This window comes from Rhodanobacter sp. K2T2 (assembly GCF_013408815.1).
Classification (GTDB): Bacteria; Pseudomonadota; Gammaproteobacteria; order Xanthomonadales; family Rhodanobacteraceae; genus Rhodanobacter.
This window is the reverse complement of the sequence record NZ_JACCCA010000008.1, coordinates 86,252-112,045: the sequence shown is the minus strand read 5'-3', so window position 1 is coordinate 112,045 and position 25,794 is coordinate 86,252. Positions and strand designations below refer to the sequence as shown.

Genomic DNA, 25,794 nt, shown 5'->3' with positions numbered 1-25,794 from the left:
ACTTCTCTTGATGACGTTACCCCGCGTGGTGACGCGGGAACTGCAAACGGATCGGCCGCTGTCGACGACCGAGCATAACCTGCCACTGCGACGATACGGCTACTTCATCAGCACGATCTGGATAAAGGACAGCAAAAAAAACGCCACCACGACCGACACCAGAATGGTCACCGTGCGTCGCACGCCTTTACGGCGCTTTTCGATCTCGTCACTTGTGAGCACGGGCGTCATGGGTAGCGGTGGCTTGCCGATCAATCGTTGACGTGGCCGTGCGCGAGATCTTCATCGCGAATCACCGGCGGCACGTCGAAGGTGTGGAAAGGCGCCGGCGACGGCACCGTCCACTCCAGACCCTTGGCACCTTCCCATACGCGATCGGTGGCCTTGTTCTTCGAGAACCAGATCGCGTGGATCAGCACGCCGAGGAAAATCAGCTGTGAGGCGCCGAACAGGAAGCCGCCGATCGAGCTGATCATGTTGAAGTTGGCGAACGCCACGTTGTAGTCGGGAATGCGGCGCGGCATGCCGGCCAGACCCAGAAAGTGCTGCGGAAAGAACAGTACGTTGACCCAGATCACGCTGTTCCAGAAATGCATCTTGCCCCAGAACTCGCTGTACATATGGCCGCACCATTTCGGCAGCCAGTAATACGTGGCCGAGATGATCGCGAACAGCGCGCCGGTCACCAGCACATAGTGGAAGTGCGCCACGACGAAGTAGGTGTCGTGATACTGGAAGTCGGCCGGCACCAGCGCCAGCATCAGGCCCGAGAAGCCGCCGATGGTGAACAGGATGACGAAGGCAATGGCGAACAGCATCGGCGTTTCGAAGGTCATCGAGCCGCCCCACATGGTGCTGACCCAGTTGAACACCTTCACGCCGGTCGGCACCGCGATCAACATGGTGGCGTACATGAAGAAGATCTCGGCGCCCATCGGCAGGCCGACGGCAAACATGTGGTGGGCCCACACGATGAACGACAGGAACGCGATCGACGCAATGGCGAACACCATCGCCTTGTAGCCGAAGATCGGCTTGCGTGCGAAGGTCGGAATCACCTCCGAGATAATGCCGAAGGCCGGCAGAATCATGATGTAGACCTCGGGATGCCCGAAGAACCAGAAAATGTGCTGATACAGCACCGGATCGCCGCCGCCGCCCGGGTTGAAGAAGTTGGTGCCGAAGTACTTGTCGGTCAGCAGCATCGTCACCGCACCGGCCAGCACCGGCATCACCGCGATCAGCAGGAACGCCGTGATCAGCCAGCTCCACACGAACACCGGCATCTTCAGCAAATCCATGCCCGGCGCGCGCATATTGAGGATGGTCGCGATGATGTTGATCGCGCCCATGATCGAGCTGATGCCCATCAGATGCACCGCAAACACCACATAGGCCAGCGAGCTGCTCTGCAGGGAGAGCGGCGGATACATGGTCCAGCCGCCGGCCGGGCCGCCGCCGGGCAGGAACAGCGTGGACAGCAGCAGCACAAAGGCGAACGGCATGATCCAGAACGACAGGTTGTTCATGCGCGGCAGCGCCATGTCCGGCGCACCGACCATCAGCGGAATCATCCAGTTACCGAGCCCGACGAAGGCCGGCATGATCGCGCCGAAGATCATTACCAGCGCATGCAACGTGGTCATCTGGTTGAAGAAGTACGGCTGTACCAGCTGCAGGCCCGGCTTGAACAACTCGGCGCGGATCACCATCGCGAAGCTGCCGCCGATGAAGAACATCGTCAGCGCAAACACCAGATAAAGCGTGCCGATGTCCTTGTGGTTGGTGGACATGCACCAGCGCTGGAAGAAACTCTTCGGCGCGCCGTGGTGATCATCGTGGTGATCATGGGTGGCTGCGTGGGACATGGGCTTGACCTCAACCTGATGGGAATGCGACGACGTAGATGACGTGTGCGAAAGCGTGGTTACAAAAGCAAAGCTCAGCCCTGCTTGGCCGTGGAGGGTTTGTCGGCAACCGGTGCAGTCTGGGCGGTCTTCGGTGCCGCTGCCGTCGACGCAGCGGCAGGAGCAGGGGCCGCGGCCGGCGGATTGGCCTTTGCCTGCTCGTCAGCCAACCACTTGGCGAAATCCGGCTTGGACTTGGCGACTACCACGATCGGCATGAAGCCGTGATCCTGGCCGCACAGCTCGGCGCACTGGCCGCGGTAGATGCCCGGCTCTTTGATGTTGGTCCAGGCCGCATTGACGATGCCCGGGATCGCATCGAGCTTCCAGCCCAGCGCCGGCACCCACCACGAATGGATCACGTCGGCACCGGTGATGACGAAACGAATCTTGGTGTCGACCGGCACGATCAGCGGCTTGTCGACATCGAGCAGATAGGTGTTTTCGTTGCCCGACTTGACCGCATACGGGTCCATACCTGAGCCGAGCTGGCGCGTCTGGTCGCTCTGCGTGTCGAGTTTGGACATAAAGCCGACCTTGCTGATCGGCTTGCCCAGGTAATCCACGTAATCGTAGCGCCACTTCCACTGATAGCCGGTCACCTTGACCGTCATCTGCGAGCCGGTGGTATCGGCCCAGGAAGTGATGCCACCGGTGGCGAAGTAAGCCAGCGTGATCAGAATGATCACCGGAATCGTCGTCCAGACGATTTCCAGCTTGGTGTTGTGCGACCACTTTTCGGCGACCGCACCGCGCGATTTGCGAAAGCGGAACATCGCGATGAACATCGCGCCGAACACCAGCACGCCGATCACCACGCACACGCCGAAGGACCAGTTGTTCAGCTCGTAGGGCACGTGCGACCAGGTCGAACCGCCCGGCTGCATGTTCAACTGATACGGCGACGGGTCCGCGCTGGCAGCGCTGCCGAACAGCGCTGCTGCAAGGGTCGCCGCTGCCGTGAATGATCGCCTGATGCTGCCAGATGTCATGTGTTGCACCTTTGATGAACCTACTTGCGCGGCTGGTCGTTGATCGTGGCCAGCAGCACCCTGAGTTTCTTTGACAGCTCGACGCGTTCCTGCTCTCCCAGAAAAACGCCGATCTCCATTTCGCGCCCGTGCGATGCCAGCAGCAGACGATGACGACCATTGCCCGGCTTCAGCAGCACGCGCACCCAGTACGACTGGAATTGCATGCAGCGTCGGCTCGGCAGCAGCTGCACCTCCAGCGACGACGCGTCGAGGGTGATGCGCTCGCTGCGATCGCCGGCCCGCCAGGCCACGCTCAACGCACACGCCACAGCTACGGATTCCACCAGAGCGAACAGCGGCGCAAACACATTGCCCTGCCACGCGCCCAGTCCCGCCGTTGTCAGCGCCAGTACCGCCAGCACCCCGATCAGTCGACGCATGCCGCGGCGGCTGAGCGATCGATTGGGCTTGAGCCACATCGTCACGCCCAGCACATCGTCGGCAACCGGTCGAAGCACGATCATGGGGATCCAGCGTGCCAGTAACGTCGGGATGATAGGCCGCGGCGCGGCAGTGGGCAACAATGCAGCAAAGGACGAATGTGAAACGCGCAGGCCACGGCCACGGCGAAGCGAGCAGTGGAAAGGTCGTCCGGCACACCACACAGCGTCGACCTCGCGCCGGGCATGCGCCCGGATGACGCACGCAAAATGCGAAGGCCGGCGTACAATCCCGCGCTCCCCTCCGCCTGCGCGGATCTTCCGACAAGCCCGTGACCCAGCCTATTCTCAGCTCCGAACTCCCCGGCGATCCGTCGCCTGCGCGTGCGCGCATCACCGCCGCCTGGCTTCGCGACGAAACCGAAGCGGTCAACGACCTGCTCGCCCAGGCCAGCCTGCCGCCTGCCGAACGCGAAAAAGTCATCGACGTGGCCGCCGACCTGGTCAGCCGGGTGCGCCGGCGCGCCAAGGACCAGAGCGTGGTTGAGTCCTTCATGCGCCAGTACGACCTGTCCAGCGAGGAGGGCGTGCTGCTGATGTGCGTGGCCGAAGCGCTGCTGCGCATCCCGGACAAAGCCACCGCCGACAAGCTGATCCGCGACAAGCTCGGCGACGCCAACTGGAAAAAACATCTGGGCCAGAGCGAGTCGGTCTTCGTCAACGCCTCCACCTGGGGACTGATGCTGACCGGACACCTGGTCAACCTGGCCGAAGAAACCCGCCACGACGTCACCAGCGCGCTGCGCCGCTTGGTCGGCCGCGCCGGCGAACCGGCGATCCGGCTGGCGGTGCGCCAGGCCATGCGCATCATGGGCCACCAGTTCGTGATGGGCCGCACCATCGACGAGGCGCTGGATCGCAGCGCGAAGAAAGAGCATGCGGTCTACCGCTATTCCTACGACATGCTCGGCGAGTCGGCGCTGACCAGCGCCACGGCCGAACGCTATCAGCAGGATTATCGCGACGCGATCGCCGCCATCGGTCGGCGCGGCCCGTTCGCCAATCACACCGACGCGCCGTCGATTTCGGTGAAGCTGTCGGCGCTGCATCCGCGCTACGAAGTCGCCAAGCGCGAGCGTGCCCGCCGCGAGTTGACCGAAAAGCTGCTCGAGCTCTCGCAGCTGGCGATGAAGTACGGCATCGCGCTGTCGGTCGACGCCGAAGAGGCCGATCGTCTCGAGCTGTCGCTGGACATCATCGGCGACGTCTTCGCACATCCCTCGCTGCAGGGCTGGAACGGGCTGGGCATCGTGGTACAGGCCTACGCCAAGCGCACGCCGTTCGTGATCGACTGGCTGATCGAAACGGCCCGCGCCACCAACCGCCGCTGGTACGTACGCCTTGTCAAAGGCGCCTACTGGGACGCCGAGATCAAGCGCGCGCAGGAAAACGGCGTGCCCGGCTATCCGGTGTTTACCCGCAAGCCGAACACCGACGTGTCCTACCTGGCCTGCGCGCGGCGCCTGTTCGGCGCCGGCAGCGACCTGATCTACCCGCAGTTCGCCACCCACAACGCGCACACCATCGCGGCGATCCATCACCTGGCGCAGGGGCGGCCGTACGAGAACCAGCGCCTGCACGGCATGGGCACCGACCTTTACGCCGAAGTGATCGGCCCGCAGAACTTGAACGTGCCCTGCCGCGTCTACGCGCCCGTGGGCACGCACGAGGACCTGTTGCCGTACCTGGTGCGCCGCCTGCTCGAGAACGGCGCCAATACCAGCTTCGTCAACCGCGTGGTCGACGAGAGCGTGCCGGTGCGCGAGCTGGTCGCCGATCCGTGCGAAACGGTTCGGTCCTTCACTTCGATCCCGCACCCGCGCATCCCGCTGCCGGTGAATCTCTACGCTGAGAATGCCGCGCTGGCGCCGCATTCCAATGCTATTTCCAGGAAGAATTCCATGGGCGTCAACTTTGCCAACGACAACGAACTCAAAGCCCTGGCCGACGCGGTGAATGCCCACGCCGGCCCGTGGAAAGCTGGCCCGCTGGTGCCCGGCGCCAACGCCAGCGGCCCGACCGTGACGGTGACCAATCCGGCCGACCGCCGGCAGACCGTCGGCAGCTACGTCAGCGCCGACAGCGCCACGGTCGACCAGGCCATCGCCAGCGCCGCCGCCGCGCAGCCGGGCTGGGACCGCCTGCCGGCGGCCAGCCGCGCCGCGATTCTCGAACACGCGGCCGACCAGCTCGAGGCGCGCCGCGCCGAGTTCGTCGCGCTGTGCGTGCGCGAGGCCGGCAAGAGCCTGCCCGACGCGATCGCCGAGATCCGCGAGGCGGCTGATTTTCTGCGCTACTACGCCACCATGGCGCGCCGGCTGTTCGGCCAGCCCGAGCAGCTGCCCGGCCCGACCGGCGAGAGCAACCAGCTATTCCTGCACGGCCGCGGCGTGTTCGTCTGCATCAGTCCGTGGAATTTCCCACTGGCGATCTTCCTCGGCCAGGTCAGTGCTGCGCTGGCTGCCGGCAACGCGGTCATCGCCAAGCCGGCCGAACAGACCACCCTGATCGGCCACCTGGCCGTGCAGCTGCTGCATGCCGCCGGCGTACCCGCCGACGTGCTGCAATACCTGCCCGGTGACGGCGCCACCGTCGGCGCGGCACTCACGAAAGACCCGCGCATCGCCGGCGTCGCCTTCACCGGCTCGACCGACACGGCCTGGGCGATCAACCGTTCGCTGGCCGCGCGCAACGCCGCCATCGCCACCCTGATCGCCGAAACCGGCGGGCAGAACGCGATGATTGCCGACTCCTCCGCCCTGCCCGAGCAGATCGTCAAGGACGTCATCGCCTCGGCCTTCCAGTCCGCTGGCCAGCGCTGCTCGGCCGCGCGCATCCTGTTCGTGCAGGAAGACATCGCCGACAAGGTCGTCGCCATGCTCGCCGGCGCGATGGGCGAGCTGACGGTCGGCGACCCCGGCCAGCTCAGCACCGACGTCGGCCCGGTGATCGACGAGGACGCGCGCAAGCTGCTGGTCGACCACGCCGCGCGAATGGACCGCGAAGCGAAAAAGATTGGCGAAGTGAAACTGGACGCCGCCGTCACCGACCACGGCACCTTCTTCGCTCCGCGCGCCTACGAGATCGCCTCGCTCGACGTGCTGCAGCGCGAAGTGTTCGGCCCGATCCTGCATTTGATCCGCTGGAAGGGCAGCGAGCTGGAGAAGGTTGTGGCGCAGATCAACGCCACCGGCTACGGCCTCACGTTGGGCATCCACAGCCGCATCGACGACACCATCGACTACATCAGCAGCCACGCCCGCGTCGGCAACTGCTACGTCAACCGCAACCAGATCGGCGCGGTGGTGGGCGTGCAGCCGTTCGGCGGCGAAGGCCTGTCCGGCACCGGGCCGAAGGCCGGCGGCCCGCATTATTTGCTGCGCTTCGCCAACGAGCGCACGTTGACCGTCAACACCACCGCCGCCGGCGGCAACGCATCACTGCTGACTATCGGCGAGTGATGGATATTCCCCATCCCCCAGAGCGAAGCGATAGGCTACGGTCTGGGAGATGGGTGCTGCTGAATCAAAGGCTTTTCGCTCCTTCGGAGCGAGTAGCTTTTCTCTGAATAACAGACAAAAGTCGCCGCTGCGTCGCCAGAAAACATCTATCGCCTGGAACAACCCGACGGCAGGAACCATACGGTTTGATCTGCATGGTCGTAGACGAACCGATAGCGGCCAATCAGGTCGGCACCCAAAATCATCGCCGGCTTACGACCGAAATCATGCGCCAGCACGGAAAGATCGAGCACTTGGCCGGTGGCGTCGGGAAATACGGCATTGGCGACGCGCACTAGACCAATCGGGCCCACGCGCGGCACCTGTTTGATGATGCTGGTGCCGTAGATGGGCTCATCGTCGTGGAATGGCGGGCGCGCTGCATCGATACCCGCACCCTTAGCAAAACCAGGCGTCAGGCGCGTGCGCCTCGACCCCGTGTCGAGTATCGCCACGCCAGCGAAACCGTTGACCGTGACCGGCACGGTGAGCAGCGTGGTGCCAGGATCGATGCGGGCCTTGATCGGCTGGGCATTACGGCCCACCACAGTAGTGATATCAACCGGCTTTGGATAAATGGTTACGTGGCGGCACTGGATATCGAAAGCCACGACGGCCTTGTCCATGTAGTCGTTTCCGAGTACCCCTGCCTGTTTTCCAGCGTCACGTCGATTTGGAAGGCCAAACGCCTCGACGCCTGAGATGGAAAGACCGGCCAGCGACAACTGGTCGATACGATACATCGACACTTTGGATGAACCGGTCTGCCCGGATAGATCCTGATCTTTTCCCTTTAACTTAGGGAGCCTGGCTTGGTCGGCGAACCATTGGTAAACCGCCGAGCCATCGGCGCCGCTATCCAGAATGAACGGGAAAGGCCCTTGTCCGTTCACGTAGACGGGTACCGTATCGTGGCCGTCATTGGCGGATGTCAGCGGCACTTTCGATGAGACGGTGGCATGACCAGCTTTCGCAAAAGCGGCGCATACCATGGCGATAACAAGCACGACAGGGACGACGGTTGTACGGTGGCGACGCATGACAATTCTCCGGTGATAAAAGGTGCGATGACCCCGCCGGCTTTACGACTCGCTTTCTTCGCTATCGGGGACGTTTTCGAGGAGATCGCCCGGCTGGCAATCCAGATGGCGACAGATCGCTTCCAGCGTTTCAAAGCGCACGCCTTTCACCTTGCCGGACTTGAGCAACGAAAGATTGGCTTCAGTGATTCCCACGGCACGCGCCAGCTCGGTGGAGCGAACTTTTCGTAGTGCCAGCATCACGTCGAGCCGTACGACGATAGCCATCAAACAAAACCCTGGCGGTCTTCGTCGATAGCGCAACCGAATGAGACGACTCGTGCCAACGCCAAAACAACCAGTCCCGTCACGAACGCATCCAACTGGCGAACCTCTAACTTGACGGCCACCTCGCTCATGCCGGCGGCAAACAAGCTTGCATGCGTGATGAGCGGCACGGTCGCATAAGCCATCAAGGACCACGCGACCACGCGGATGCGATAGGTGTTGCGTGCGGTGAATACCTCGCCACGACCGTAGGTACCGAACAGTCGCATCAGACTCCACAAGATGATCTGGCCAGGCAGCAGCCGCAGCGCCAGCAGTGCAGTGCACAGCAGAGACTGCCCGATGGTGAAATGGTCGATCGGCACGAACGCCGGATCTGGAGCGTCGGCCATATCGAGCCACGACAGATCCACATTGAAGGCGAAGCCGCCATGCAAAAGACCGGCGTGACCGGACCGTAAGGCCAGAGCGCCCACTTCCAGCAAGGCTATAGCAAGCGTTATCAGCCAACACACGCCAGCTAACCAGGAAAATCGTTTGCCATCGCGGATCAGGCGCGGGCTGGGTGACGCAATGGATTCAGCTGGCATGGTCAGACTCTCTCGCGAATGAGAGAATCCTAGCATAAATTATCGTAAAACAATAATTTTATTTATCTAAACAATAATTATCAGCCGCCGTAGCGGCTGCCCTTGCTGTCGCACAGGCTCGCGACGCGCCCGCCGTTGCTGTTGACCTTCCCCTCTTCCGACAGTGAGCCATATCGCAGGAGGGAGCCGTGGGGCTCTGTTCGTTAGCGCAGGGGAGGCCGTCCAAAAGCCCGGCCGCGATTCATGGACCTGCGAAAGCCGCCTGGCAAGCACCAAGTCGCGACGATCGCTTCTTCACTCCGCTCTCCCCACGCATGCCAGCGGCGCTGTTCGCACTTCTCCAGCGGCGCCATGGTGACTTTTCTCTGGCCGCGCAGCGAGAAAGTGGCTCGCCCTCCGCAGGCGGACGCAACGTTCGGGCTCTTATCGGGCATTATGCAGAGATATTCTCCAGCACTCGGGTCAGGCTGGGGGTGGCAAGTACCCGCGATTGACCAGTGAAGCGCCCAGCAAAGAGGCACTCCCATGAACGGCCAAGACCAACAGAACCTCAGCGCCTTGTTGCAGCAACAGCGTTTGGCGCATGCCAGCCAGCCGACGCCAGACTGGCCGACGCGCGCCAGACGGCTGCGTGCGCTGGAAACGATGCTCAACGAGCAGCGACACGCGTTCGGGGCGGCTATCCATGCGGACTTTGGCCAGCGGCCGACCGAAGAAACCGACCTGCTGGAGTTTTTCCCCAGCCTGTCCGCGGTGCGCCACGCTCTGAAGAAAGGCCGCGGCTGGATGCGCCCGCAACGCTCGCTGCCGGGCCTGACGTTTCTGCCGGCGCGCAACGAACTGATCCCGCAGCCGCTGGGCGTGATCGGCATCATCGTGCCGTGGAACTACCCGCTCTATCTGGCCATCGGCCCGCTGGTCGACGCGCTGGTCGCGGGCAATCGCGCGATGGTGAAAATGAGCGAATTCACGCCGGGCTTTTCGGCGCTGTTCGCCGCGCAGATCGGCAAATATTTCCAGCCGGATGAAGTGGCCGTAGTCACCGGCGACGCCGACGTGGCGCAGGCATTCTCGTCGCTGCCGTTCGACCATCTGCTTTTCACCGGCTCCACCGCCGTGGGCCACCACGTGATGCGCGCCGCCGCCGCCAACCTCACACCCGTGACGTTGGAACTGGGCGGCAAGTCGCCGGCGATCATCGGCCCCGGCGCGCGCTTCGACAACGCGGTGGAGCGCATCCTGTTCGGCAAGCTGGTCAACGCCGGACAGACCTGCATCGCGCCCGACTACGTGCTGCTGCCGCGCACGCGCATGGCCGAATTCATCGACGCGGCCAAGCGCACGGTGGCGAAAATGTATCCGCAGCTGGCGCAGAGCAAGCAGTACGCCAGCATCATTTCCGATCGCCAGTACGCGCGCCTGGTCGGCCTGCGCGACAAGGCTGTGGCGGCGGGCGCGAAAGTACATCTGCTGGGCGACGCGCCGGATGACGCCTCGCATCGACGCCTGTCACCGCAACTGGTCAGCGACGTCAACGACAGCATGGACATCATGCGCGACGAGATCTTCGGCCCGCTGCTGCCGCTGCTGCCGTACGACTCGATCGACGAAGCGGTCGCGTATGTCGCCGCCCATCCGCACCCGCTGGCGCTGTACCTGTTCGAGGAAGACGGCGCGCTGATCGACTCGGTCCTGGCGCGCACCGTGGCCGGCGGCGTCAGCGTCAACGACACGCTGTACCACATCGCCCAGCACGGCCTGCCGTTCGGCGGAGTGGGTCCGTCGGGCATGGGCGGCTATCACGGTGAAGCGGGCTTCCGCACGTTCTCGCACATGAAGCCGGTGTTCCGGCAGGCACGGCTCAACGGCGCCGGCATGCTCGGGCCGCCGTACGGCGCGTTTTTCCATCGCATGGTGGACATGCTGATCAAGCGCGGCTGATCGACGTCAGGGCAGCGCAGGCTGCGCTTGCGGGCGCGGTCATGCCGAATGGCGCATCGAGCTTTTCGGATCGAGCCGAGCACACGGCGGCCGTCGCTGTTACCCTCGTGGTCGTCTTGAGCAGCACGACCGGTGTTGGCATCACCACGGGAGTACGGCCATGCAGTGTTTCGTCTACGCCAGCCAGCGCAAAACCGACAGCTACGTATGGCTGGCCCGTCGCGATGGTTTCGATGTGCTGTCCGAATCGCTGCTGCTGCTGTTGGGCGAGCTGCGTTTCGTGGTCGAAGTGCACCTGGACGAGCAGCGCAAGCTGCCGGTGGAGGACACCGAACAAGTGCTCGACCATCTGCGCACGCAGGGCTGGCATCTGCAGCTGCCGCCACAGCAGACGCTGGCCGTCGCCAATCATCCCTCGTATCGCGAATCCGCCACGCGCGACGATCGTGACGACTGAGGCTGGGCGAATGAACGCCTCGCCGCACGCGCGGAATAAAACGCCGAAAAATAGTGCGGGTGTTAACACCAGGTTACCGTCTGAAGTCGCCGCGATTTCTATACTGTCGGCATGACCCAGCCCAAATCACGACGACGCCCTCCTTTCGCGCAATCTATCGCGTGGTTCATTCCTGGGTTGCTGGCGATCGCGGCGGCCGGTTTCGTCAACCATCCGCTGACGCTGATTCCGCTGCTGTTGGCCAACGCGTTGACCATGGCCGCGATCTGCCACGCGATCGGTTTCGATCCCGAACCGCGTTTCGGTCGTACGGTCTTGCGCCGCGGCGCGGCGCATCTGGTGATGTTCACCGGCTATACCGTACTGGTGTTCTTGCTGGTGGCGTGGCCGATGCTGCAACTCAGCCATACGCCGAGCTTGGGCGCGGCGCTGATTCTCGCCGCGGCCCTGGTGCTTGCGCTGGCGGCGCTGTGGCGACTGTGGCCCGCGTTTGGATTGGTGTTTGTCTGGGATGACGCCTACCCGGCGCAGCGCGACAGCTCGTGGATCTTCACGGCGACCCTGCGCAGCCTGGCGTTCGGTCGGCATCTGTCGCACGAGGAGCGCTTCTTCAGCCACTACTTGCCGGCCGCGCTGGCGCTGCTGGTGCTGGCCTTTGGTGCCGTCGCCTTGACCGGCTTGTATGGCGTGCTGCCGGCCGAGCCCCGCATTGCGGCACTGGCGATCTATGGCGTCGTGCTGCTGCCGCTGGGTTGTCTGATCATTGCCAACCGCACGCTGCGCGCGCTGCTCTGCGCGAAACACGTCAAGCCCGCGGCGGCAGCGGCGCCCGAGGCGATCAAGTCCATTCCTGCCAGGCAGCCGGCGGTCGTGGTGTTGAACGAGCAGGAGCGCACGGCCGGCACGCCCGAGCAAGCCCAGGCGCTGCTGCAGGCCACGCGCGAGGGCGATATCGATCGCGCGCTCGCCCTGGTCGAAGCCGGCGCGGACCCCAACACGACACCGGCTGCCGACGATCGCGACCAGCGCCCGGTGTTGATGCTGGCCGCGCTGTTGCCGGATACGCGCCTGCTGCGTGCGCTGATCGCCAAGGGCGCGGACGTGAATCGCGCAAGCGGCGGCATCACGCCCCTGCTCGCTGCTACCCGCGACAGCTGGCACGGTCGCGCCGAAGCGGTGATGACTCTGCTCGCCAACGGCGCCAACCCGCTGGCCGCCGATGCCGAAGGCAGCACGCCGCTGCATGGTGCCGTGCTCAGCGCCGAAGCGGGTGTCGCCGCGATGCTGCTGGATGCCTCCGCACCGATCAACGCGTTGACCCGCTCGGGCGTCAGCCCGCTAGCGGTCGCCTGCCGCGCTGCCAACTGGCCGCTGGTCAAATTTCTGCTGGAGCGCGGGGCCAAACCCGCACCCGCGAACGGCGAGCCCGCGCTGGTCGCCGCCGCCGGCATCGCCGACGATGACGTCACCGGCGTCAAGCTGCTGCTGAAGCATCGCGCAGCGGTGAATGCGGTGGACGCGCGCCACCGCAGCGCGCTGCTCACCGCTGCGGCCGAAGGCCACGAACAGATCGCACGCACGCTGTGTGCGGCCGGAGCCGACGTCACGCTGGCCGATCACCGCGGCAGCACTGCGCTGATGGAAGCGGCGCGCGCCGGCGCCGGCGGCATCGTGCAACTGCTGGCCGAATCCCAGCCTGACGCGCGCGCGCGCGATCACCACGGCCGCGATGCGCTGACGCTCGCCTGCCAGTCGCCGCACGCCCGCGGCGAAACCATCAGCGCCCTGCTGGCGCTCGGCGCCGAGCCGAAGGCGGTAGGTGGCGATGGCCGCAGCGCGCTCGACCATGCCGCTGCCGCGGGACGCTGGGATCTGGTCGCGCTGCTCGATCCGGATACGCCACTGCCGGCCACGCATCGACGCGACGTGCTGACGGAAGGCGCGGACACGCCGGCGCACTTGCTCGACGCGCTGCGCTTTGCGCACTGGGCGATCGTGTCGAGTTTTGCCGAACGCGTGCGCGAGTGGCCGCAAGCGCAACTGGCGCAGCTTTACCTGGACCTGGCCACGCCCGGTCTGAGCCCGGCCCGACGCTGGCTGCTGGAGCACGGCCTCGATGCCGAGGCGCGACTGCCGCCCCAGCTTTCCGACGACGTCGATACCGCGCAGGCAAATGCGCCAACCCTGCCGCCGCTGGGCCGGCGCCTGTTCGACGCACTGCTGCCGCAGCTGCCCGCCTCGACCGAGGCGCTGGACGATCTGCTGCAGGCCGGCGCCAGCCCGGCCGGCACCGGTTTGCTGGCACAGGCGCTCTCGCGCCTCAACGGCTCGGCCGCGTGTGCCGCGCTGCCGCTGAATTTGCTCGAACGCGGCGCCGATCCGTTCGGCGTCGATGCACGCGACCGCACGCCGCTGCATCTGGCCGTGGTCAACGGCCAGCTGAGCCTGCTGCAGGCGCTGCTGGCGCGCGGCTGCGATCCGAACACGCGCGATCGCGAAGGCCGCACGCCGCTGTTCGCTGCGCTGGAACACGGCGCCGACGCGCTGCCGCTGGTGCGCGCGCTGATCGTCTACGGCGCCAATCCCGAGGCCGCCGACAGCAACGGCGAAACCCCGCTGGGGCTGGCGCTGGAACACCCGACTGTCGAGCGCTGGCTCGACTGGCACGACTGGACACGGCCGGCTCGGCCGCTGCGTGCCACCGATCTGCCGGCTGCCGCAGCCGCCGGCGCGCTGCCGACCGTACAGCGGTTGCTGGAACTGGGTTTTGCGGTCGACACACGCGACGACCAGGGCGCCACCGCCTTGCTGCGCGCCTGCGGCGCCGGCCATCGCGAGATTGCCGCCTGTGTGCTCGATGCCGGCGCCGATTCGTCGCTCGCGGCCAGCAGCGGCGTCACCCCGCTGACCGCGGCGGTCGCCGCACGGCGCGATGCGCTGGTTGCGCTGCTGCTGGAACATCAGGTCGCGATCGATCAGCGACTGCCCAACGAAACGACCGCACTGATGGTGGCCGCCGCGCTGGGGCATCCGGAAATCGTCGAGGCCTTGCTCGATGGCGGCGCCGACGTCAACGCGCTGGACGCCAGCGGCCGCAGCGCCCTGCACGCCGCAGCGCAGTTTGGCTTTGAGCATAACGACAGCCTGCGCGCGCGCCGGCTGTTCGACGCGCTGCTGAAGCGCGGCGCCGATATCAACCAGGCCGACCGCGAGGGCAAGACGCCCCTGCTGCTGCTGCTCGGCGCGCAGCTGCGGCCTGGCAGCGACTGCGACGCCACGCATATCGGCGCGCTGTTGCCCGTGCTGCTCGATGCTGGCGCGCTGGTCGGGCATGCCGATCAGCGCGGTGTAACCGCGCTGCACGCCTGCGCCATGCATGCCTTGTTACCGCCGGCGCGCGTTCTGCTGTCGCGCGGCGCCGATCGCCTGGCCGCCGATGCATTCGGCCGTACCGCGGCGGATGTGGCGCGCCAGGTGGGCTACATCGACATCGCGCACGAGCTGGCGCCGCGTGTCGGTGCGATTCCCAGCGTGCGGCAGACACTGCGCCAGCCGGCGGCGCCGGCGGACTGATCGGCCACTATTCAATCGGCGGATAACTCTGCGGCGGCTGGCGAACCCGCACGTAGCGGTAGCGTACGCCAGGCAGAAATCACCGACGTGGCATCGATCTCGTCGACACGACTGGTTTCCGGCAGGCCGCCGATCACGGTAACGGCACTACCATGCCCGCTGCGCGGTGCCCACATCGACGGGAATCGTCCGCCGAACAGCACCACTAGCGGACAGCCCACGGCCGCCGCCAGATGTGCCGGCCCGGTATCCACCGAAACCATGCTGTGGGCTATCTCGAGCAACGCTTTGAGTCGACCCAGCGGCAGCACGGCGGTATCGATGCGCAATGAATGGGTTTTGGTCGCGGCAAGCAGCGATTCGATATAACCGGCCTCGGCGGCCGATCCGCAGAACAGGATCTGCGCCTGCGGCAGGCGATAGCTGATCGCCCGCGCCAGTTCGCCCCAGCGCTGCGCTGGCCAGGATTTTTCGTCATCGTCGGCATGCCGTACACCGTTCCAGCGCATGGTGCGCTTGTTCGCCGGCTGCAGCAGCACCAGCGGACGCCCCAGCATGCCCTGCATGCGCAGCCATGCATCGCGATCGTTTCGTTCCGCCGCGGTAACCTTGAGTTGTGGCGCGATCTCGGTGCGCTCTTCGGGCACCGTCTCCGGGTGACTGGCGCGAAAGGCCGCCGGCGTCTGGCTGCCGAAGCGCAGCAGCCAGTCGATCCAGTGCTCGTTCTCGCGCATGGTCATCGGCTGGATGAACTCACAGTGCTCTTTCGGTATGCCGGCGAGCGCCAGCAGCGGGCGCACCTTGGTACTCGCGCGGGGCTCCGGCTCGCAGACGTAGATCGGCGAGTCGCGGAATTTTCGCAGCGCCATCGCCACGCGCCAGCGCGGCGGACTGAACAGCAGCGAGCCGTACTGGCTGCGCAGCGGAATGAATCCGTCCACCTCGGGCTGCGCGGAAAACAGCACCTGCGGCCAGTCGCCCAGGGCCAGCACGTGGCAGGGTTTGCCGTAACGCTGCTGCAGCTTGCGCAGCAAGGGCTGCAGCAAAATCGTGTCGCCCAGACGGCCAAACCGGATGACCACCGGCGTGACAGCAGCCGGCGACAACGATGATCCATCGGCCGACGGAGGATCGAGCGGCGCGGAATGTCTTGCGGTCATAGGCATGACTCCAAGCAACGCTGGGCGGGGTTTGCGGTTGACGGCAGGCGCGTGAATTCCATCCGGAGCCTGCCAGATCCAGGCAATGCTCCCCGAGCCATTCCTTTCTACGCTATATCCACGGCCGGCGCGCATGGCGCCGGTTGGTTCGCTCGGTTCAATCCTCGGCGCTGAGCCGCTTGTCCCTGTCGCGCTGGCGCTCGCGCTCCGCGCCGGGCTCGGCGTCGGCTTCGAACAACTGCTGCAGATCGGCCATGGCGTCGCGACCGCTCTGGATCAGCTTGGTCTCGTCGTCGTAGACCAGCGCCTGCTTTTTCAGCAGGTCTTCGTCGTACAGGCGGAAGCGCTCCACCCGATCGACCGCCAGCTCGTGCGACAGGCCGAGCGCCTCCAGCGTCTTGCGCGTCATTTTGAGGCTGGAGTGAAAGGTCTCGCGCACCGGCTCGTCGACGCCCATGTCCATCAGCCGGAACACGTGCTGGCGATTGCGTGCGCGGGCGACGATCTTCAGATGCGGATACTGCCGCTTGACCAAACGCGCGGTGCGCAGGCTGGTTTCCGGGTCGTCCGTGGCCAGCACGAACACTTCGGCCTTGTCCGCCTGCGCGGCGCGCAGCAGCTCCGGACGGGTCGGATCGCCGTAGAAAATATTGATGCTGCCGAAGCGGCGCGACGCCTCCACCTGTTCGACCGAATGCTCCAGCGCCACGAAGGGAATGCCCTGCGCGCGCAGCACGCGGGCGACGATCTGGCCCATGCGGCCAAAGCCCGCGATGATGACGCGCGGCGTATCGGCATCGATGGTGTCGTATTCGCGCGTGGGCTTTTTCGGCTTGACGTCGAGCATCCGGGCCGCGATCACCACCAGCAACGGCGTCAGTGCCATCGACAGGGTGATCGCCAGCACCAGCGCATCGCGCTGGCCGCCGTCGATCAGCTGCTTTTCGGCCGCCAGCTTCAGCACCACGAAAGCGAACTCGCCGCCGCTGGCCAGCAGCACGATCAGGCGCAAGCTGTCCGAGCGATTGAGGCCGGCCGGCAGCCGCGCCAGCGGCCACAGCAGGACGCTTTTCAGCAGCAGCAGGCCCAGCACCAGCTCCACTATCAGCAGCGGCTGCGACAGCAGCAGCGACAGATCCATCGACATGCCGACGCTGATGAAGAACAAACCCAGCAACAACCCTTTGAACGGCTCGATATGCGATTCCATCTCGTGCCGATATTCCGAATCGGCCAGCAGCACGCCGGCGAGGAACGCGCCCAGCGTGGCCGAAACATGCGCCAGCTCCATGATCAGCGCGGTGCCCATCACCACCAGCAGCGCCGTGGCCGTGGACACTTCCACCGAGTCGGCCTTGGCCACGAAGCGGAACACCGGACGCAACAGATAGCGTCCGCCTACGACCACCGCCACGATGACCCCGACGGTGCTTAGCACACTGTGCGGATCGATACCGTGCGAGGCCGAGGTCGTCGCCAATAGCGGCACCGCGGCGATCAGCGGAATCGCCGCCAGATCCTGAAACAGCAGAATCGAGAAGACCTGCCGGCCATACGCGGAGCCGGCCTCCTTGCGCTCGGCGAGTATCTGCAGGCCGAACGCGGTGGACGACAGCGCCAGGCTGCCGCCGACGATCGCCGCGGCCCGCTCGGTGAGACCGAACAGGAAATAGCCGACCGCGCCGATCGCCAGCGCCGCACTCAGCACCTGCAGCAGGCCAGTGCCGAAGACCGAGCGGCGCATCACCCATAACCGCTGCGGCGACAGCTCCAGGCCGATCACAAACAGCATCAGGACCACACCGAACTCGGAAATCGAGGCCACGCCTTCGGTATCGCTGATCAACCCGAGCAACTGTGGACCGATCGCCACGCCGGCGATCATGTAACCCAGCACCGAACCCAGCCGGAAGCGCTTGGTCAGCGGCACGGCGATGACCGTCGCCAGCAGAAACACCACGGCAGTCTTCAGAAATTGCGAGCTGTCCACGCGTGGGTAACTCCGTTGGATCGATGGCGTTCGATTATTCCACGCGGGTAGCGACCGTGCCGTTTCTGTCGCAATTTTGTACGCAGCCACGAACGGTGCGATCGGAGCTTCAAAAAATCAGGCCCGCACATGGCGGGCCTGATCGGACGGCGTGACATTCAAAGTGCGCGAATTATTTTTTCGGCGCATCCTTCAATCCGCGGTCGATCAGCATCGGTTCGATGCTCGGTGCCTTGCCGCGCCAGTCCTTGTACATCGTGTCGAGATCTTCGGTATTGCCTCGCGAGAGCACCATCGCGCGGAAGCGATCGCCGTTCTCGCGGGTCAGGCCGCCGTGCTCCTTGAACCATTCGAAGCCGTCGTCGGCCAGCATCTCGGTCCACAGGTAGGCGTAGTAACCGGCCGCATAACCGCCGCCCCAGATGTGTGCGAAATAGCTGGAGCGATAGCGCGGCGGCACATAGCTCAGATCGATCTTGTCGTCCTTCAGTGTCTTTGCCTCGAAGGCGTCGGCATCCTGCTTGGGCGCATCCGCACCGAGCGTGTGCCAGCCCATGTCGAGCAGCGCGGCCGAGACCAGCTCGGTCATGTCGTAGCCCTTGTTGAAGGTGGCGGCCTTCTTGATCTTGTCCACCAACACCTGCGGCATCGGCTCGCCGGTCTTGTAGTTCTTGGCGTAGTTGGCGAACACCTTCGGATCGGATGCCCAATGCTCGTTGAACTGCGACGGAAACTCGACGAAGTCGCGCGCCGTGTTGGCACCCGAGAGGCTCGGGTACTGTGAGTCGGCAAAGATGCCGTGCAGACCGTGGCCGAACTCGTGGAACATGGTGACCACGTCATCGAACGACAGCAGCGCCGGCTGGCCCGCCGCCGGCTTGGTGAAGTTGGCGACGTTGTAGATTACCGGCTTGGTGCCCAACAGCTTGGACTGGGTGACGAAGTTGCTCATCCAGGCGCCGCCGTTCTTGTTGTCGCGCTTGAAGTAATCGCAATAGAACAGCGCCATCGAGGTGCCGTCCTTGTCGAACACCTCGAACACGCGCACGTCCGGCTGATACACCGGGATGTCCTTGCGCTCCTTGAAGGTCAGCCCGTACAGCTGGTTGGCCGCGTAGAACACACCGTTCTGCAGCACGTTGTCCAGTTCGAAGTACGGCTTGATCTGCGACTCGTCCAGATCGTACTTGGCCTTGCGCACCTGCTCGGAGTAATGCTCCCAGTCCCAGGCAGCGACCTTGAAGCCGCCCTTCTGCTGGTCGATCACCGCCTGGATGTCCTTCGACTCGCGCTCGGCGCGCGCCGTGACGGCCGGCACCAGATTCTGCATGAACTTGATCGCCGCATCCGGCGTCTTCGCCATCTGGTCGTCCAGCGTCCACGCGGCGTAGTTCGGATACCCGAGCAACTTGGCTTGCTGGGCACGGATCTGCGCGATGCGTTCGATCATGTCGCGGGTGTCGTTGGCGTCGCCCTTCTCGGCGCGATTCCACGAGGCATTGAACAGCGCTTCGCGCGTGGCGCGATCGTTGATGTCCTGCAGCGCGGGCTGCTGAGTGGTGTTCTGCAGCACCACGACCCATTTGCCGTCGACCTTGCGCTCTTTCGCGGCACCAGCTGCCGCGGCGATGTCGGCGTCGGACATGCCATCGAGCTTGGACTTGTCGTCCACCACCAGCGCGCCGGCCTTGGTCGCCGCCAGCAGCTTGTTGCTGAACTGCGTGCTGAGGGTGGACTCCTCCTTGTTGAGGTCCTTGAGCTTGGCCTTGTCGGCATCGGACAGCTTGGCGCCGCCGCGGACGAAATTCTTGTAGGTCACCTCGACCAGGCGCAGCGACTCAGGATCGAGCTTGAGCGAATCGCGCTGGTCGTATACCGCCTGCACGCGGGCGAACAGCTTGCTGTTGAGGGTGATCGCGTCGCGATGGGCGGCCAGCTTAGGCGCTTCTTCTTCCTCGACCTTCTGCAGCGTGTCGCTGGTATTGGCCTGGGCCACGCCTTCGAACGCCATCATGGCGCGAGTCAGCAGCGCGCCGGATTTCTCCATCGCCACGTAGGTGTTTTCGAAGGTCGGCGCATCGGGGTTGTCGGCGATCTTCTCGATCTCGGCCAGGTGCTGCTTCATGCCCTCTTCGATCGCCGGCTGGTAATCGGCCTCGGTGATCTTGTCGAACGGCGGGGCCTGGAACGGCAGCGTGCTGGCGGCGAAAAACGGATTGCTCGCGGTCGCGGCGGGCGCCGGCGCGGCGGCAGTGCTGGCGTGCGCCACCGTGGCGCTGGCCGCGGGCTGCTTGCCACTGTCGTCGGACGACGGCGAGCAGGCGGTCAGGGCCATTGATGTAGCGATAACGATCATGCGAAGACGAAGCATCGAGTTTCCCCAAGTGTTGTGCAGGATAACGCGTCCAAAGAACAGGTGGACGATAGTCGGCTATCGACTCTAACGATTTCGGCCCGGTTCTTCCAAGGGCCGAAAGTCAGGGGCCTTGATGGCGCGACGCCGAATGTCCTCGCGGCCGACGCTAGGCGCGCCAACTCCCCCGATGGGTCACCGCCGGCGCAACGCTGGATCGTCGACTCGATGAAAGACTCGTCGGCGCTCAGGCCGAGCGCATGTCGCGCAGCTGCCACGCGCTGCCGATCAGCAGGTTCAGCCGCTGCCGCACCACGCTCATCGGCAGCGTGGTGAGCAGCTCCACGTCGATGTGCAGATCGCTGACCTTGGCATTCACTTGGGCCTGCGGATCGGTTTCTGCCAGATTGCCGTCGACCGCGTCGGGATCGGGCTGCGCCGCACGCCAGCGGTTGAACAGATCCGCATCGCGCAATGCCTGCTGCAATGCCGTAGCGAAGTCGTCCGGGCCGGCGCCGCTGTAGGAAAACCGAGGATCGTTGCCGCGCGCCTTGGCGAGATCGGCGATGGACAGGTAGTAGTGGCTGCGGGCCATGGTATCTCCGGCGAGGTACTTTTGAGTTGAACAAAGCTTAGGTTGCGCTCCGTCATCGAAGCACGCGGCATGTGAAGTTCAGCCCAAGGCAACCACCGCGGCCTGCAAATGCGTCGCCGCCTGCTCGGGCGCCAGGTTGTGCGGCAATACACCGAGGCAGGGCACCGGCATCAGCTCGCGCAGCGTAGCCAGATTTTCGTCCAGCGCCAGCATGTGGGGATCGATCGTGTTGCCGATCCAGCCCAGCAGCTGGCAGCCATCGGTCTGGATGACGCGCGCGCTGAGCAGGGCGTGATTGAGGCAGCCCAGGCGCAGACCGACCACCAAGATCACCGGCAGCTGCCACTCCTTGGCGATATCCGCCGCCGACAACTCCGGCGCCAGCGGCACCAGCCAGCCACCGACGCCCTCGACCACGACGCGTCGATGGTTTTCACGCAGTTGATCGAAGGCGAAACGCAGCGGCGACAGGGATATCGCCACACCCTCGTGCGCCGCGGCCAGATGCGGCGCCATCGGCTCGCTCAACGCCATCGGATTGATCAGGTCGTAATCGACAGCCATGCTGCTCGCCGCCTGCAGCGCCAGCGCATCCTCGTTGCGCAAACCTTGCGGCGTCGATTCGCAGCCGCTGGCCACCGGCTTCATGCCGCAGGTGGTGTGACCGGCCTCGCGCAGGGCGTGTATCAGGGCACAGGCGGCGTGCGTTTTGCCGATGCCGGTATCGGTGCCGGCGATGAAAACAGCGGAATGACTCACGCGATGACTCCATGGAGGTAATACCGCCGGGCGGCACGCAGCCGCGGCACGGTCGGCATCGGTAAAAAACACCCGGCGACGTCGACAGCCGGGCCAGGCTTGCGGCGAAAACGGATATCCGTTCGATCAGTGGCTACGCCATCGCCAGCGCCGGGCATAATACGGTTCTTTAGCGTGCAGACACCCGCCATGTTCGAAACCACCACGACCACCTATGCCAGCAAGCGCGAACAGTACGACGATCTGGTACAGCAGGCGCGCGGCCTGATGCTGGGGGAAAGCAACATGATCGCCAACGCCGCCAACTTCAGCGCGCTGGTCTTCAACAGCCTGCCCGAGGTGAACTGGGCCGGGTTTTATCTCTTCGACGGCAGCGAGCTGGTCGTGGGCCCGTTCCAGGGCAAGCCGGCCTGCATACGCATTGCGCTGGGACGGGGCGTATGCGGAACGGCCGCGCAGGATCGACAAACCCAGCTGGTGCGCGACGTGCACGCGTTCGAGGGCCATATCGCCTGCGATGCCGCCTCGCAGTCGGAAATCGTCGTACCGCTGGTCAAAGCGGACGGCACCCTGCTCGGCGTATGGGACGTCGACAGCCCGGTGATCGAGCGCTTCGACGACGACGACCGCGCCGGCATGGAAGCGCTGTGCGCGGCGTTCATGGAAACCCTACCGCGCTGATACCGCACCATGCGGCGCCGCTCGATCAGCGCGCGCCGAGAACCCGCGGCTGGCGCAGCAGCGTCATCACCGCCTCGCGCGCCTCGTCCACGCCGGTGCCGGCCGAGGACGAGAAAATCTGCGCCGTGGCATGCAGCCCCTCAGCCGCGAATTGCTTGCGCAGCGTCGCCAGCGCCTGCATGGCCTGATTGCGCGAGAGCTTGTCGGCCTTGGTCAGCAGCAGATGGCACGGCAGCTGGGTACCCAGACAGAACTCGAGCATCTGCCGGTCGAACTCCTTCAGCGGGTGGCGAATGTCGACGATCAGCACCAGCCCGCGCAGGCTTTGGCGCTGATGCAGGTAGGCATCGATCTCCAGCTTCCAGTGCTCGCGCATCTCCAGCGGCACCTTGGCATAGCCGTAGCCGGGCAGATCGATCAGACGCAGATCCAGCGGCGGCTGGCCGTTGGCCGGATCCGCTCGCGACCCCGATACCTCCTTCGGCGGCGGTCGCTCCTGCGCTTCCTGCGCTCGCAGCACTGGCACATCCTTGTGCGGCGGCAAGCTGAAAGCCACCATCTGCTGCGTGCGGCCGGGCGTTTTGGAGGTGCGCGCCAGCCCCTTGTGATTGGTCAGCGCATTGAGCGCGCTGGACTTGCCCGCGTTGGAGCGTCCGGCGAACGCCACTTCGGCGCCCTGATCGGCGGGCAATTGACTGATGCGATGGGCAGCGAGCATGAACTGCGCGCCTTGTAAGGGATTGGACATGGGAATGGTTTGACCAAGGGACGGTGGCACAGGGATAATTCTTGAGTTACTGCCTGATGCAAGCCGAATGGCGGCGATCCGCGGCGGTGTTCGCAAGTTTCTCGGGAGTCCAGTGTATGAGTTTTCGGTCCGCCGGTTTTCGCAGCGCTGTTCTCGGCTCCGCCACCGCTCTCGCATTTGCCCTGTCTGCCGGCGTGGTGATGGCCCAGGCCGATGCGCCGAAGCCAGCTGCTTCCACCACGGCGGCCAAGCCTGCCGTCGCCGGCACCGCAGTGAAACCCGCTGCCGCAGCGAGCGCCGATAACGCAGCCACAGCCGCCACCACGCCACCGTCGGCCAGCACGGCAGCGGCGCCCGCCGCCGTCGTGGCTGTCAAACCCGGCGACGCGACCGTCGGCCAGGGCAAGGCCGCCGTCTGCGGCGCCTGCCATGGACTCGATGGCAACTCCAGCGATCCGCAATATCCGAAGCTGGCCGGCCAGAGCGAGGCCTACATCGCCCATCAGCTGGCGAACTTCAAATCCGGCAAGCGCCAGAACCCGATCATGCTCGGCATGGCCACGCCGCTGTCGCCACAGGACATGCAGGACATCGGCGCCTACTTCGCCAGCAAGACTTCGCTGCCCGGCGTGGCCGACCAAGCGCTGGTCGATCACGGCCAGACGCTGTTCCGCGAAGGCGACGCCACGCGCGGCATTCCCGCCTGCATGGCCTGTCACAGCATCGACGGCCGCGGCAACCCGGGCGCCATGTATCCGCAGCTCACCGCCCAACACGCGCAGTACATCCAGGCCAAGCTGAAGGCGTGGCACGACGGCACCAGCTGGGGCGACGACGCGCACTCGCAGATCATGCCGGCGATCGCGCAGAAGCTCGACTCCAACGACATCGCCGCGCTGGCCAGCTATGTCGAGGGGCTGCACAGCGCCCAGCCCACCGCGGCGCCTGCGACCCCCTGATTGTCGATGCTGGCGCGGAACGGGCCGAACTCGCGTCGACGCTGGCGGTCTGAGTTCCATTCGGTTTTTGCGATTCACTCAATTCACGGCCGCCCCCGGCGTCGCTCCCCTTCCGTTCCGAGGTTCTCATGCTGAAGCGTTTACCGTTCCTGTGCGCCGCCCTGCTCGCACTTGCCGCCTGCAGCCACGACGGCGACAACAGCGCGGCCACATCGGCGCCCGCTGCATCGACCACCGCAGCCAGCGCGGCCACTGCAAGTACCGCTCCGACGCCGGCCAGCACCGCGCCCGCACCTTCGGCCAGCGCTGCACCGGCCGCCAGCGCCTCGACGCCCGCGACCGCCGACGAAAAACCGGCGAAGCCGGCCGCACCGTTCGTCGATGACGGCAAATGGGTCGAGGGCAAGAACTATTACCTGGTCGATCCGGCGCAACCGACCAGCCATCCGGGCAAGGTCGAGGTGACCGAGGTCTTTTCCTACGCCTGCCCAGCCTGCAATTCGTTCCACACTACGATGGACCAGCTGGTCAAGAGCCTGCCGTCGAATGCCGTGGTCGTTTACCTGCCGGCCTCGTTCCGTCCGGACGAAAACTGGCCGCTGTTCCAGCGCGCTTTCTATGCCGCCCAGGCGCTGGGCGTCGCCGACAAGACCTATGACGCGATGTTCGATGCCGCCTGGAAGACCGGCGAACTGGCCACCTACGACCTGCAGGCCGGCAAGCCCAAGCCGCACGAGGCGTGGCCCACCCTGGACGACGTGGCCAAGTTCTATGCCAAGTACGGCGTCGACCCGAAGCAGTTCGTCGGCGTCGCCAACTCGTTCAGCATTAACACGCAAATGAAGCGCGCCGACGACGAGCTCAAGGCGCTGGGTGTCGACAGCACGCCGACCCTCGTGGTCAACGGCAAATACCGGCTGACCCCGAAAGACGCCGGCGGCCTGCCGCAGACCATCGAGCTGGTGCAGTGGCTGGTCGCCAAGGAAACGGCCGGCAAGTAATCACTCGCGCAACTTTGATCGCCCCAATCCGAACGACGCTGGCTGCGGCCACCACGCAAGAGAGAAGCCCATGCTGAAGCGATTTTCCCATCTGCGCCTGCTCGCCCTGCTCGGCGGCCTGCTGCTGACCAGCGCCTGCGGCGCACAATCCAACTCGACGGCCGCGGCGCCGTATACCGAAGGCGCCCAGTACGTGACGCTGCCTGCGCCGAACCAGCGCTACAGCGCCGAGGGCAAGGTCGAGGTGGTCGAGGTGTTTTCCTACGGCTGCATCCACTGCGCGCATTTTGCGCCGATCGCCGAAAAGCTGCGCAAAGAGCTTCCGCCCGGCGTGGTGTTCAAGCTGATGCCGGCCCCGTTCAGCGCCGAGTGGCTGCCGTTTGCGCGCGCCTATTACGCCGCCAAGCAGCTAGGCGTGGTCGACCGCACGCATCAGGAGCTTTTTGCGGAGAAGTTTGGGCAGAATTATCCGATCAACTCGATGGACGAGCTGGCCGATTTCTATGCCAAGCAAGGCGTCAACCGCGATGAATTTATGCGCATCGCGACCTCCGACGAAGTCACCGACAAGATGAAGAGCGATCTGGCGCTTATCCAGAAATGGCAGGTCGACGGCACGCCGACGCTGGTCGTCGACGGCAAGTACCGCGTGACCGGCGCCAAGGATATGGATGAACTTGCGGCGGTCGCGCTTTGGCTGGCCAAGCGCGAGTTGGGAAGCAACAAGAAGTAATCTCCGATGCCTGAAGCGTCGAAGCCGACGGAGCGGCTGGCATGGTGTTCACGTCGGGTACGTCAT

General features: G+C 65.0%; 21 protein-coding genes. 9 read left to right on the top strand and 12 right to left on the bottom strand.

Annotated elements, in window-relative coordinates; all coding sequences use genetic code 11:
- Window positions 1-10 precede the first annotated feature (10 nt).
- Entirely contained in the window at window positions 11-262 is a 252-nt protein-coding gene (locus HDE78_RS20845; RefSeq protein WP_184508048.1) for a hypothetical protein, read from the top strand.
- Here HDE78_RS20845 and ctaD read toward each other — a convergent pair.
- From ctaD to HDE78_RS13995, 3 genes are all read right to left on the bottom strand, one after another.
- On the bottom strand, window positions 252-1,868 hold the full coding sequence (gene ctaD / locus HDE78_RS14005) for a cytochrome c oxidase subunit I (RefSeq protein WP_179480537.1): 1,617 nt from the start codon (window positions 1,866-1,868) through the stop codon (window positions 252-254). The genes HDE78_RS20845 and ctaD overlap by 11 nt on opposite strands.
- Window positions 1,869-1,942: 74 nt before the next feature.
- Window positions 1,943-2,899 carry a cytochrome c oxidase subunit II gene (gene coxB, locus HDE78_RS14000; RefSeq protein WP_179480535.1) on the bottom strand — a complete coding sequence of 319 codons (957 nt, stop codon included), beginning with the start codon at window positions 2,897-2,899 and terminating at the stop codon, window positions 1,943-1,945.
- Window positions 2,900-2,919: 20 nt separating this feature from the next.
- Entirely contained in the window at window positions 2,920-3,360 is a 441-nt protein-coding gene (locus HDE78_RS13995) for a DUF2244 domain-containing protein (RefSeq protein ID WP_179480753.1), read from the bottom strand.
- 293 nt (window positions 3,361-3,653) lie between these two features.
- On the opposite strand from HDE78_RS13995, the gene putA reads away from it, so the two are divergent.
- Window positions 3,654-6,842 carry a bifunctional proline dehydrogenase/L-glutamate gamma-semialdehyde dehydrogenase PutA gene (gene putA / locus HDE78_RS13990; RefSeq protein WP_179480533.1) on the top strand — a complete coding sequence of 1,063 codons (3,189 nt, stop codon included), beginning with the start codon at window positions 3,654-3,656 and terminating at the stop codon, window positions 6,840-6,842.
- A gap of 146 nt (window positions 6,843-6,988) precedes the next feature.
- On the opposite strand, the gene HDE78_RS13985 is transcribed toward putA, so the two are convergent.
- The 3 genes from HDE78_RS13985 to HDE78_RS13975 are packed head-to-tail and all read right to left on the bottom strand — an operon-like array spanning window position 6,989 to window position 8,778.
- Window positions 6,989-7,921, bottom strand: coding sequence for a retroviral-like aspartic protease family protein (locus HDE78_RS13985; protein WP_179480531.1), 933 nt, complete (start codon window positions 7,919-7,921; stop codon window positions 6,989-6,991).
- Window positions 7,922-7,963: 42 nt separating this feature from the next.
- Entirely contained in the window at window positions 7,964-8,188 is a 225-nt protein-coding gene (locus HDE78_RS13980; RefSeq protein WP_179480529.1) for a helix-turn-helix transcriptional regulator, read from the bottom strand.
- Window positions 8,188-8,778: a DUF2975 domain-containing protein gene (locus tag HDE78_RS13975; protein WP_179480527.1), complete on the bottom strand. Its 591-nt coding sequence runs from the start codon at window positions 8,776-8,778 to the stop codon at window positions 8,188-8,190. Before HDE78_RS13975 ends, HDE78_RS13980 begins: the two co-directional genes overlap by 1 nt.
- 525 nt (window positions 8,779-9,303) lie before the next feature.
- Here HDE78_RS13975 and HDE78_RS13970 point away from each other — a divergent pair.
- The 3 genes from HDE78_RS13970 to HDE78_RS13960 all read left to right on the top strand — a co-directional run bounded on the left by HDE78_RS13970 (window position 9,304) and on the right by HDE78_RS13960 (window position 14,749).
- Window positions 9,304-10,719, top strand: coding sequence for a coniferyl aldehyde dehydrogenase (locus HDE78_RS13970; protein WP_179480525.1), 1,416 nt, complete (start codon window positions 9,304-9,306; stop codon window positions 10,717-10,719).
- Between the two features lie 160 nt (window positions 10,720-10,879).
- Window positions 10,880-11,176: a YcgL domain-containing protein gene (locus HDE78_RS13965; protein ID WP_179480523.1), complete on the top strand. Its 297-nt coding sequence runs from the start codon at window positions 10,880-10,882 to the stop codon at window positions 11,174-11,176.
- Between the two features lie 111 nt (window positions 11,177-11,287).
- Window positions 11,288-14,749, top strand: coding sequence for an ankyrin repeat domain-containing protein (locus HDE78_RS13960; RefSeq protein WP_179480521.1), 3,462 nt, complete (start codon window positions 11,288-11,290; stop codon window positions 14,747-14,749).
- Window positions 14,750-14,760: 11 nt separating this feature from the next.
- Here the strand turns inward: HDE78_RS13960 and HDE78_RS13955 are convergent, their stop codons facing one another.
- From HDE78_RS13955 to bioD, 5 genes are all read right to left on the bottom strand, one after another.
- Window positions 14,761-15,909, bottom strand: coding sequence for a glycosyltransferase family 9 protein (locus tag HDE78_RS13955; protein WP_179480519.1), 1,149 nt, complete (start codon window positions 15,907-15,909; stop codon window positions 14,761-14,763).
- A 157-nt stretch (window positions 15,910-16,066) separates the two neighbouring features.
- Window positions 16,067-17,899: a monovalent cation:proton antiporter-2 (CPA2) family protein gene (locus HDE78_RS13950; protein ID WP_179480517.1), complete on the bottom strand. Its 1,833-nt coding sequence runs from the start codon at window positions 17,897-17,899 to the stop codon at window positions 16,067-16,069.
- A 172-nt stretch (window positions 17,900-18,071) separates the two neighbouring features.
- Window positions 18,072-20,270: a peptidyl-dipeptidase Dcp gene (gene dcp, locus HDE78_RS13945; protein WP_179480515.1), complete on the bottom strand. Its 2,199-nt coding sequence runs from the start codon at window positions 20,268-20,270 to the stop codon at window positions 18,072-18,074.
- A gap of 229 nt (window positions 20,271-20,499) precedes the next feature.
- Window positions 20,500-20,847 (bottom strand): hypothetical protein, encoded by a 348-nt coding sequence (locus HDE78_RS13940; protein ID WP_179480513.1) that lies wholly within the window; start codon window positions 20,845-20,847, stop codon window positions 20,500-20,502.
- A 78-nt stretch (window positions 20,848-20,925) separates the two neighbouring features.
- Window positions 20,926-21,606, bottom strand: coding sequence for a dethiobiotin synthase (bioD, locus tag HDE78_RS13935; protein ID WP_179480511.1), 681 nt, complete (start codon window positions 21,604-21,606; stop codon window positions 20,926-20,928).
- Between the two features lie 189 nt (window positions 21,607-21,795).
- Here bioD and HDE78_RS13930 point away from each other — a divergent pair, with 189 nt between their 5' ends.
- Complete coding sequence (locus HDE78_RS13930) at window positions 21,796-22,287, top strand: GAF domain-containing protein (protein ID WP_179480751.1); 492 nt, start codon at window positions 21,796-21,798, stop codon at window positions 22,285-22,287.
- 25 nt (window positions 22,288-22,312) lie between these two features.
- Here the strand turns inward: HDE78_RS13930 and yihA are convergent, their stop codons facing one another.
- Window positions 22,313-23,035, bottom strand: a complete 723-nt coding sequence (gene yihA / locus HDE78_RS13925) for a ribosome biogenesis GTP-binding protein YihA/YsxC (protein WP_179480509.1) — start codon at window positions 23,033-23,035, stop codon at window positions 22,313-22,315.
- A gap of 116 nt (window positions 23,036-23,151) precedes the next feature.
- Between yihA and HDE78_RS13920 the strand changes: the two genes are divergently transcribed.
- From HDE78_RS13920 to HDE78_RS13910, 3 genes are all read left to right on the top strand, one after another.
- Window positions 23,152-23,994, top strand: a complete 843-nt coding sequence (locus tag HDE78_RS13920) for a c-type cytochrome (protein WP_179480507.1) — start codon at window positions 23,152-23,154, stop codon at window positions 23,992-23,994.
- A gap of 128 nt (window positions 23,995-24,122) precedes the next feature.
- Window positions 24,123-24,995, top strand: coding sequence for a thiol:disulfide interchange protein DsbA/DsbL (locus HDE78_RS13915; RefSeq protein WP_179480505.1), 873 nt, complete (start codon window positions 24,123-24,125; stop codon window positions 24,993-24,995).
- Window positions 24,996-25,065: 70 nt separating this feature from the next.
- Complete coding sequence (locus HDE78_RS13910; RefSeq protein WP_179480503.1) at window positions 25,066-25,728, top strand: thiol:disulfide interchange protein DsbA/DsbL; 663 nt, start codon at window positions 25,066-25,068, stop codon at window positions 25,726-25,728.
- The last annotated feature ends 66 nt before the right edge of the window (window positions 25,729-25,794 follow it).